Origin of the sequence: Desulfurella sp. (assembly GCF_023256235.1) — a bacterium.
In the GTDB taxonomy this organism is placed as follows: Bacteria; Campylobacterota_A; Desulfurellia; order Desulfurellales; family Desulfurellaceae; genus Desulfurella.
Map to the genome: position 1 here is coordinate 1 of NZ_JAGDWY010000017.1, position 10,712 is coordinate 10,712.

The 10,712-nt window shown below is 32.2% G+C and carries 10 protein-coding genes; 8 read left to right on the plus strand and 2 right to left on the minus strand.

What is annotated here, in order from left to right; genetic code table 11:
- Window positions 1-179: 179 nt before the first annotated feature.
- Window positions 180-1,250, minus strand: a complete 1,071-nt coding sequence (locus Q0C22_RS01670; protein WP_291490357.1) for a hypothetical protein — start codon at window positions 1,248-1,250, stop codon at window positions 180-182.
- 429 nt (window positions 1,251-1,679) lie between these two features.
- Here Q0C22_RS01670 and Q0C22_RS01675 point away from each other — a divergent pair, with 429 nt between their 5' ends.
- Genes Q0C22_RS01675 through ppk1 form a run of 5 tightly spaced genes read left to right on the plus strand, consistent with a single transcriptional unit; the run spans window position 1,680 to window position 9,011 of the window.
- Window positions 1,680-2,609: a bifunctional DNA primase/polymerase gene (locus Q0C22_RS01675; RefSeq protein ID WP_291490358.1), complete on the plus strand. Its 930-nt coding sequence runs from the start codon at window positions 1,680-1,682 to the stop codon at window positions 2,607-2,609.
- Window positions 2,593-4,722, plus strand: a complete 2,130-nt coding sequence (locus tag Q0C22_RS01680) for a hypothetical protein (RefSeq protein WP_291490359.1) — start codon at window positions 2,593-2,595, stop codon at window positions 4,720-4,722. The genes Q0C22_RS01675 and Q0C22_RS01680 overlap by 17 nt, the downstream gene beginning before the upstream one ends.
- Entirely contained in the window at window positions 4,629-5,495 is an 867-nt protein-coding gene (locus tag Q0C22_RS01685; protein WP_291490360.1) for an HD domain-containing protein, read from the plus strand. The genes Q0C22_RS01680 and Q0C22_RS01685 overlap by 94 nt, the downstream gene beginning before the upstream one ends.
- The gene (locus tag Q0C22_RS01690; protein WP_291490361.1) at window positions 5,492-7,009 is read left to right on the plus strand and encodes an HD domain-containing protein; all 1,518 of its coding nucleotides are present in this window, start codon (window positions 5,492-5,494) and stop codon (window positions 7,007-7,009) included. Before Q0C22_RS01685 ends, Q0C22_RS01690 begins: the two co-directional genes overlap by 4 nt.
- Entirely contained in the window at window positions 7,002-9,011 is a 2,010-nt protein-coding gene (ppk1, locus tag Q0C22_RS01695) for a polyphosphate kinase 1 (RefSeq protein WP_291490362.1), read from the plus strand. Before Q0C22_RS01690 ends, ppk1 begins: the two co-directional genes overlap by 8 nt.
- 1 nt (window position 9,012) lies before the next feature.
- On the opposite strand, the gene Q0C22_RS01700 is transcribed toward ppk1, so the two are convergent.
- The gene (locus tag Q0C22_RS01700; protein ID WP_291490363.1) at window positions 9,013-9,633 is read right to left on the minus strand and encodes a trimeric intracellular cation channel family protein; all 621 of its coding nucleotides are present in this window, start codon (window positions 9,631-9,633) and stop codon (window positions 9,013-9,015) included.
- 194 nt (window positions 9,634-9,827) lie between these two features.
- On the opposite strand from Q0C22_RS01700, the gene rpmH reads away from it, so the two are divergent.
- The 3 genes from rpmH to yidD are packed head-to-tail and all read left to right on the plus strand — an operon-like array spanning window position 9,828 to window position 10,565.
- A complete protein-coding gene (rpmH, locus tag Q0C22_RS01705) occupies window positions 9,828-9,962 on the plus strand; it encodes a 50S ribosomal protein L34 (RefSeq protein WP_291490364.1) in 135 nt (44 codons plus the stop codon).
- 17 nt (window positions 9,963-9,979) lie between these two features.
- Window positions 9,980-10,312: a ribonuclease P protein component gene (gene rnpA, locus Q0C22_RS01710; protein ID WP_291490387.1), complete on the plus strand. Its 333-nt coding sequence runs from the start codon at window positions 9,980-9,982 to the stop codon at window positions 10,310-10,312.
- Window positions 10,290-10,565 (plus strand): membrane protein insertion efficiency factor YidD, encoded by a 276-nt coding sequence (yidD, locus tag Q0C22_RS01715; RefSeq protein ID WP_291490365.1) that lies wholly within the window; start codon window positions 10,290-10,292, stop codon window positions 10,563-10,565. Before rnpA ends, yidD begins: the two co-directional genes overlap by 23 nt.
- The last annotated feature ends 147 nt before the right edge of the window (window positions 10,566-10,712 follow it).

Sequence of the window (10,712 nt, forward strand, 5' to 3'; positions counted from 1 at the left end):
CAAGCATATGAGGCTCTCAATCTCACGACCCGGGTTCAAATCCCGGCCGGAGCATACTAAAAAAGATTTAATGCATTGTTTAAAAATCGTAAAAGAGTATTTAAACAAAAAGAGTCTATAAATTATATAAAAATATGTAAATATGAAAAATAAAAATATCAATGGATATCATCAATGAATTAACAACCCTCAAAATAGAATTTTAGTTTGGATACCATCGTTAAGAACTCTTCATCTTTACCATCTTTATTTATTTTTTTTCTGTTATCCTTAATTCTTTTTATTTCATCTGTACTAAGAGAGAACTTATATGTATTAACCAAATTCAATTCAGAAAGTTCTTTAAATTTCTCCATTGAAATAAATAAGACAGCTTTGAACGCATTGCATTCCATCTTATCAAAAAGACCAGCCCTCCTAAGGCCATCCATGAATCTTCTTAGAATTTCTATCGTATTTAGAATTTTATCGGTATTTCCATCTTCTCTGATCATATTTAACTTGAATAAATCTAGGAATAATGTTGATAGATTAACTTTGTTAATTTTGTGCAGAAATAGAACTAAATTGGTCATTCCTTTCATTCCTTTGTCGTGAACTGAGTCTATGTCCAAAAAATTAAGCTTAAATTTTTCTAATATTTTTTCGATAGGCTCAGATTTATCACTAAATATTTCACGATTGTTTTCGGCAATATGAAACATAAATTCTATAATTTCAAACACGCAGTCGCCTGTGTTTGACTCCCCAAATAATTTATTGAATTTTCCGTTTGGAAGGAAATCCTTCAGGATTTCAATTAAGCGATCAATATCATCAATATTCCTGCCTATGGAAAAATCTCTAAGCTTTTTTGTAGTAAGCAGGTCAATTAAAGCAGAAACTTCCGATAGGTCGCTGGATTCCTTGATTTTGTCTATAACTATATTAAACTCATCTCTAGCGTTGCTATTTTGTAACGTTTTCCAGTGTTTGGTATTTTTTTTTCTTTTGATATTTTTGCCAAATTTCTTAAAATCATCCTCGGTAGCTTTTACAATCTCCTTATCCTTGAATTTTTTCCATTCATTATATGCCGTGGAATTCGCAATATGAAATTTATCTTTCATTCGATTAATTATATCATTCGAGGTAGCTATCTGTTTCTCGTTTACGTAGTTTATAATATATTCTTTTATTTGATCAGTGCTACGTCTCATACTTATGGGCTTTCTCCCTCTTTTACTCCTATTAGTATCGTACTTTTGCATAATACTCCAATAATGACTAAAAATATTAAATTAATATTTAAATTTTTGGCAGAAAATAGACATTTTAATGGCCTTTAAAGATGCATTTACTAAAAATATTTGACGGATTATCCTAATTCGCAAGACATATCATTTTAAACAAAATATCTCTATATGCAAGCGGTCCAAATTTCAAGTAGAAAGGTTCGTGGATCAGTGATTAGAACGACACTACCAAATACGTGGACACAACTAGTCGGGGCTAAGCCTGGCGATTACATTGATTTTTCAATAAAAGGTGAGATGCTAATTATTCAGTTGCGGAAGATGATTAGAGATGGAGCTGCAAAAGAAAGGGAATGAGCCCAGATGGCTGATATTGTGGGAACAGCTAGTCGCGGAGGCACAAAAAAGTAGGGCTAGAAGCAGGAAAGAAGGTGATAAGAAGAAATGAAAAAGGATGAACGGACCCCAGAGGAGGGATCAGAACCGCTAAAAGAGATATATAATTCAAGAATTTTAGATTTTCGCCATCCTAAATTCCGAGTGATTAAATTACTGCCAAATCGCAAAGAACCTGCTGAAAAAGGATGGACAACAATCAACAATTATCCTTTCGACAGCGAAATAATAGACAATTGGATCCTACAAGGTGGCAATTATGGTATTTTTTGTCCTAAAGGAGATTGCTGCTTTGTTGATGCTGACACAAAAGAAATCCAGGCAGAACTCGATAAAAGGTTATCGACTTTCTGGTATTCCACTGGTAGAGAATGCCATCGACAATATGTCTATCTCATCTCGGATCCTCCAATCAGAAACATCCCCCTAAAGGAAGGTGCTTACATTAAAGGGCAAAATGGGTATGCTGTCGGTCCAGGTTCCGTGCATCCTAACGGAATTATTTACGGCTTAAGCAGGTCAGGGTATCCTATCATGACAGTTACAAAAGAGGAGCTGCTGAAAATCCTGAAACCGTTCATGGTAAGACCCACAGAGAAAAAACAAAGAACCATTATAGATAGAAAAGGAGTAGTATGGATATCATTAGCAGATTTGATTGACCTCTCTGACTTCAGGCACTCAGGGAATCAGTACCAGGGACCGCATCCTATTCATGGAAGCGATACAGGTTTAAATTTATCGATTGATCTTGACAGGAATTTGTGGCATTGCTTCCGACATGACTCTGGAGGATCGGTACTCGAATATATAGCTGTTAAAGAAGGGATAATTAACTGTGCTGAAGCTGTCCCTGGGGTGCTAAGAGGAGAAAGATTCTGGGAGGTTCTGGAAGTTGCGTTTAGAAAATATGGTCTAGTACCAGAAACGGCAGCGAGGATCCTGAGGGAGAGATTAAAGGATGACGCAACTAGATGATCTGAGGAAGGGAATAGAATACTTAATAAACAAATATCATGAAGAGAAAAAGGAGACGAAGGATCAAATCATTGACGGGATAGATAGCGAGGACGCACAATACCTAATTGATCAGAAAGATAAGTGGAATATCAAGCAGGTTAAGAGAGCATTCAAGATTGTTGAAAAATACAGAAAGCAGCTCCCCGTGGAACTAAGGGAAAAGCTGGACAAAATCACTTCGAAAAGTATCAAAGAAGAAATGAATAGGATAGAAGAAGTCAGGAGAAAAACAATCAACGCCGTCAAAGCACAGGAAGCAGTTGATAAAATAGCTCCTAGGACATTCAAAACAGAAGATGGTATCAATATCTACCTAGAGAATTTTATGAAGATAAATCCCGCTCAGGCTTTTCACAACGGTATAGCCTATATCACTCAGTCATTATGGTATGACAGGCCAATTTATGATAAGAATGGAAATTTTTTGGGGAATGTGAAAGAGCAAGGTGTAGTAGTAATCATGAGCAATAAAAAAACCGTGCTTCTCTCAAAAAACAGAAATCAATACGGCAATCTGCTAATGGATGTGCCAGACACGGCACCTGATAACAGATTTTCCATAAATGCAATTCATAGATTTCTGACCGAAGATATTGACGAAAATCCATGGATTGCTTTTCAAATGGCTAAAGAACAATATACTAAATACATGGATTTCGGGGGAATTCCAGGTGCATACTCAGTTAGTGCAATTTATGACTTCTTGTCTTATTTTACAGAGCTTTTCGAATCTGTCCCCTATTACTGGAATACGGGAGATAAAGGAGCAGGAAAAACAAAAGACTGCTCAATACACGAGCAATTGGGATTCAATGCCTTCATGGCAGTAGCGCTAACAGCACCCAATCTGTTCAGAATCATAAAGGATACCAAAGGTATGATGGTTATAGACGAGAACGAAAATCAGGGGAATGTCAACAGTGGAAGAGATGAGGATAAAATTGCTAGAGAACAGATTCTAAATTCTGGTTATAAGAAAAATGGTAAGACATCCCGTATAGAGAGAAATGGAAGTAAAACACAAAGGGTCACTTACCCGACATATTCAACTAAGGTTATAGGAGGAATTAGGAACATTTCCGATACTCTACGAGACAGATCCTACAAGTTTCTGATACTCAAAACAAATAGGGAGGAAATAGCAAACGCTGTAGTCAGAGATTCTGATCCTGTATGGCAGCAGATAAGGGATAGATTCTATATTTCTATGCTCACTCATTGGCAGGAAGTCCATGACATAATAAAGAATCACAGAGTGTCCAACAAGCACACGTTCCAGGAGAGAACAGACAAACAAGAAGAACTTGAACTCATAGGTAGAGATTTGGAGAAGGCTGAACCAATTCTAACTATGGCTCAATGGCTATCAGGCTATGGAAATGATAATGGAGAATTATTAGAAGAAGTATGGCAATTCCTGAAATATCAGCGAGAAATAGAAGAAGAAGCATCCATCGATACACTGGATGCTGTTATTATTTCCAAGGTTGAGGAAATTTTCTCCTATGAAAATACAAATACGCTTGAATTAAAGCATGTATCCAATTTGGTAGCTCAGGAAGAAGGTATAGACACAGAATCCAATAAATTCAATCTTTCAAGATATAGCCGCAGGATAAGGGAAAGAATTGAAAAAATGGGTTTAGGCAAGAACTTCAGGCATGGCAACAAAAATGTTACGATTTTTGACACATCAGCGCAGCTCATAAAAGAGACAAAGGAAAGGTATAAACTGGATGTTACAAATGTTACTAACCCAACTAACATCGATAACCTGATTAACCTTATTAACAACGCTAACCAAATAATTGACACGATACTCAATGACAGGAGTAGGTTAGTTAACGAGGTTAACGAAGGGTTATCAAAAGAGGTTATAGATAAATTGGCTCTAATGGCTGAAAAGTTAGCGAGGTTATCGAGGTTATCGACTTGTGAAAGTGGCGGAACAGAAAAAGAAGCAAAAATCATATTGATATGCAAATATCACAAAACAAAAAAGCTACATCATATGCAAAGTATGTGCCAAGATCATATGTCAAAAGTCTCATTAATACATTGCGTAGAATGAAAATTGACGATATTAAAAAAATAAAAGGTGTAGAAGAAAAACGCGCAGATATAATTTTACCTGCTTGTATGGTAATAGAAAGCATAATGAATTTTTATAACGTTGAAGGCTTCTACACTTTTATGGGTGGCTTAAGAACAGGTCTTTTAATTGACACATTAAATAAAATTGGTCTATCATTTCCATTTCAAACTTTAGATAGCGACTTAAAGTTTTCTAGATTAATAGAGCTTGGCAATAAATTTAACTTTGAAGAACCACATGCTCTTTGCGTAAATGACCTCGCCAAAAAGCTTTTTGAACAGCTAAAACAAACGCTTAATCTTCAAGATAAAGATTTTGCTTTACTCGAAGCCGCTTGCATTTTGCACGATATTGGCACATATATATCATTTTCAAAACACCATATGCATTCGTATTATCTCATTACAAATTCAGATCTAACAGGCTTTAGTATTAATCAAAAAAACATGATAGCAACAATTGCTTACTTTCACAGAGGCAGTCTACCAAACAAATCGCATAAATTTTACCAATCATTTTCAAAAAAAAAGAAGGACAAAATAAAAAAACTTGCTGCAATTTTAAGAATAGCAGATGGTCTTGATAGAAGTCACAGAAGCTTTGTAAAAGACATCAAGGTTAGTATTGAAAAGGATAATATAAAAATTGTAGCTATATCAAGCGAAGATACTTTTTTAGAAATGAAAGCGGCAAATGCAAAAAAGAATCTTTTAGAAAAAGTTACTGGCAAAAAGGTTTCAATTATATGAAAAACGGTATATTTGGCATAATAAATATTGGTTCAAGCGCCATTCGCATGCAAATTAGCGAGTTTAAAAACTCAAAGGAAAGAGTTCTAGAAAGTATTGTTACGCCTATTGCACTTGGTCTTGATACGTTTGAAAAAGGTTATATTAGTTTAGAAAAAGTAAAAGTTACGGCTCAAATATTATCAAAATATGCGCAAAAATTAGACGAGTACAAAATCTGGGGCAACTACAAAGCTATCTGCACAAGTGCTGTTAGGGATGCTCAAAATAAATATTTTTTTATAAATTACATTAATGCAAAAACGCAGCTTGATATTGAAATAATAGAAGAAACACATGAGATGTATATAAAATACCTCGGTATAATGCATGACATAAAAAATTTTGACAAGCTTTCTCAAGAAGGTTTACTTTTAGCTTATTTATCAAGTGGCAGCCTATCTATAAGCATTAAAGCTGGCGATGTCGATTTATTTAATTCTGTATTTAATTCTGGTTCACTCAGGCAGTATTTACTTTTTAAAGACATAAATTCAAGTATAAGATTTAAAGCCTATGAAGAGCAAATGGGAAAAATCATTAGCACACTAAAGCAAAATTGCAATGAATTAAATAAGATAAAACATATGGTCGGTTGCGGAAGCTCTATTAATCTTTTAGTAAAAGTATTAAAACCAAAAAGTAATAAAATAACTTACAAAGCCCTAAATACACTATATAAGTCTATTAAATCCAGCGAATCTCAAGCAATTTCTCAGATGTATAGTATATCTTTAAACGATGCAAATATAATAGTGCCTATTGTTTGTAGTTTTTCTTCTTTATTAAAAATGTTAAACTTAGATGGTTTTTTATTTTCAAATGCTACATTTCCAAATCAACTGATGAATTATTATTCAAAAAGTTTTAAAGAAAAATCGGTAAATAAAAAAATTCTTAATCAAGTTATTGCATACTCACAAAAATACAGCAATGACTTAAAACACGCTAAAAAAGTATTGCATTTTGCAAATAGGCTTTATAGTCAACTAAAAAACATTCACTCAATGTCACAAAAAGAAAAGATGATTTTAGATTGCGCATGCATACTTCACGATGTTGGCTATTACATTGGTGTAAACAATCACCATCAGCACTCATATTACATTGCAAAGTCTATTAATATTCCAGGTATTGACAAAGAAATTATAGATTATGTTGCAGCAAGTGTGCTTTTTCACAGAAATAAAGCAAAAATTGAATCCGAAGATGAATTGTTAAGTGCGCCAATAGAAAAAATTTTGGTATTAAAAAAAATTATTGCGCTTTTAAAAATAGCTGATGCTCTTGATGCAAGCCATATGCAAATTATTGAAGATATTGATATAGAAGTCAGTGAAAATCAAGTTAAAATTACTGCTATAGCCTTAAAAATACCATTTTTAGAAGAACTCACCTTTAAAAATAAATCTGCTGATTTTTTAGAAACATTTGGCATAGAACCAAAATTATACATAAAACTAAAGCATGAGTAATTTTATTTACAACAATAGGGAACTTAGTTGGTTAGATTTTAACTATAGAGTACTTGAACAAGCAATAAATCCTAATGTTCCTTTACTTGAAAAATTGAAGTTTGTTGCAATACATGCATCAAATTTAGATGAGTTTTTCATGGTTAGGGTTGCTGGCTTAAAAGATCAGGTAGATGCAGGCTACGATGTAGCTGATATTTCAATGAGAACACCCAGACAGCAGCTTCAAGAAATCGCAATTAAGGTATCTTCTCAAATTAAGGTTAGAAACGAAATATTTGAAAACCACCTTAAACCACTGTTAAAATCTAAAAAAATACTGATAAATGCCAAAGAATACCTATCTTACATTGAAGAAATTTTTTATCTAGAAATACTTCCTGTTTTGACACCAGTGGCACTAAACAATATCAATAAAATACCTTTTATACAAAATTTGACATCCGTTTTTTTTGTTGAACTTGAAAAAGATTCTAAATTGTTTTATTCAATTTTAATTATACCTGGAGTTCTTCCAAAATCATTTAAAATCAAATACAAAAAACAATCAGTATACTACACTACAAACTATATCGTAGAAAAATTTTTAAACAAAGTATACACAAATTATAATATTAAGCGATATTTTTTATTTAGAATTACACGAAATGCCGACTTGCCCATTCACCAGGAACTATCTGAAGACTTACTTGAAGCTATCGAACATTATCTTGATATGAGAAAAAAAAGCAATGTTGTGCGCTTGGAAATTGACAGAGAAGTTGACAGGTATTTTATTGATAAAATGATCGAATATTTCGATATAGAACAAAACGACATTTATATTACAAACGGTCTTATTGATTTTAGTTTTATTTTTAATATGCGAGAAACAAAAAAATCGCTTTATTACGAAAGCTTTAAGCCAGCTGTTCCTTTGTGGCTTCAAAAAATTGAAAAAAAAAGTTTCTTTGAAGTATTAAAATCCAATGATATTTTTTTCATCAGACCTTATCATGACTTTAAACTCATTATAAAGTTTTTAGAAGAAGCAGTATTGGATAAAAACGTTCTTTCTTTAAAAATAACACTTTACCGTACAAATGACGATTCAAAGATTATTGAACTTTTAGAAAAAGCTGCAAAAAACGGCAAACATGTAAGTGTTGTAATTGAACTTAAAGCGCGCTTTGACGAAGAAAAAAATGTTGAATGGGCAAAAAGACTTGAAAACGCTGGATGTATTGTTACATACGGCTTTTTAGACTTAAAAATACATGCTAAATGCATGCTTGTTGTGAGAAAAGAAGCAAACAAACTTGTTCGTTATACTCACATTTCTACTGGTAACTATAATGAAAAAACTGCCCTTGTATACACAGACATAGATTATTTAACAAAAGATGAGTTAACAGGTCAGGAAATTATTAATTTATTTAACTATATGATGGGATATTCTGATATATTTGAGTGGCAACGCATTAAAATATCACCAAAAAACTTAAGAGAATCAATAATAAATTTAATTGACAATGAAATAAAAAACGTCAAAAAAGGCAAAAAAGGCCATATTATAGCAAAATTAAATTCTTTATACGACAAACAAATATCGGATAAATTATATGAAGCATCATTGGCCAATGTTAAAATAGATCTGATTATTAGAGGTTTGTGCTCTCTTGTACCAAAAGTAAAAAATATGAGTGAAAATATAACTGTTAAAAGCATAATTGGCAGGTTTTTAGAGCATGCTCGTATTTTGTACTTTTATGATACTGGCAACGAAAGAATGTTTATATCCACAGCTGATTGGATGGTAAGAAATTTTGATAAACGTATTGAAATTTTATACGAAATCCACAATTTAAAAGCCAAAAAATTTTTAAAATCTATACTTAATATAAATCTAAATGACAAAACCGCCTGGGAATTAGTTAAATATACATACAAAAAACCCCATCTAGATAATACAAGCATTGGTTCTCAAGAATTACTTTTGAAAAATATACAAAAAATATTGTAAACTACAATATCTTTCGTGGTAATTGCCAATTTTTTGAAAAAGCAATTATTCTAAGCGTAAATATTACAATTGTACATAAAAATAAATTAATGGATGCATTGAGTTTTAACAGATGTAAAACATAAAAAAGTGATGTACCAATAATGCATGCTGAAGCATATATTTCTTTTCTTAATACCAAAGGAATTTCTGCTTGCAATACATCCCTAATCATGCCACCAAATACTGCTGTAATTGTACCTAATATTATAGAACCAATAAAACTCATATGATAGTCTATCGCTTTAGATACACCAATTGCACTAAATACACCAAGGCCTAGCGCATCAAAATAAAAAAATATTCGTCTTTTTTCAATACTTTTTGGAGCAATGAATACAATTATGGATGTTAAAATAGCTATTATTATATCTAGATTATGCACAAATACGTATGGTGGCAGGCTATTTAAAATCACATCTCTGACTATACCACCGCCAATTGCTGTTACAAGACCAAGTACAATTACACCAAATAAGTCCATTTGCTTTTTGACACCAGCAAGCGCACCAGATGCTGCAAATGCCATTGTGCCTATAGAATCAAGTAAATTTAGCCAGCTTACCATAAAAGTTTTTGACATATTTTGATTAAAATTGACATAGTTTTTGACATATATAAACTCCTTATTTTTATTTTTTTCTCAAAAAAAAATTTGTTTTGACAAAATTTTAACATAATTTTTTATTTAACACATAAGGACAATTTTGTCAAAAACTAATATTTGATTTTTCGATTTTTATTGTTTATAATGATGCAGGGTTTAAAGGAGGTTTCATGAAAAGGACATTTCAACCACATAATATACCAAGAAAAAGAACTCATGGTTTTAGAGCTAGAATGAAAACTGCAAATGGTAGAAAAGTTCTTTCAAGACGAAGAGCTAAGGGTAGAAAGAGATTGGCAATTTAAAATTTGATTTTGAGCGTATCAATAAATCACAAGAGTTTACATACCTATACAAAAATGCGTATAGGTATGTAACCAATTTTTTTGTCATTTTTTTAGCATACAATGGCACAAATGTTAAAAAGATTGCAGTAGTTGCAAGCAAAAAAATTGGTAATTCTGTTTTAAGGAACAGGGCAAAACGCAGAATGCGTGAAGTAATTAGGCTATCAAAAAATTATATCAAACCTGGTACAAGTATTATTATGGTTGCCAGAAAACCTTTGTTAACTGCTAAATTTAGTTTGTTAATCAAAACTTTTCAAAATTTGCTTGAAAAGTTCTATGCGTATGAAAATAAACAAAATTCTTAGTTTGATATTTATCAAGACAGTCAGATTTTATCAATTATTTATCTCTCCCATATTTCCTAATAGTTGCCGGTTTTATCCAACATGTTCGAATTATGCCATAGAAGCTGTAAAAAAATTTGGTTTTTTTGAAGGTTTTTTATTAGCTATCTGGCGTATCTTAAGATGTGGACCATGGAGCCAAGGGGGGTTTGACCCGCCAAAACCATTATTTAAGAGGAATAGATTATGCAAGAAAACGAAAAAAGAATTTTAATTGCTGTTTTACTAACAGTTTTAATTATTGTTTTTTATGATTATTTTTTTATGCCAAAAACTGCAACTGTTTCTACAAATTCTACTGAAAAAACTAAATTTTCTCCAAATATAAGGAGCATTGAACACAATAGTTCTCAAACTATAA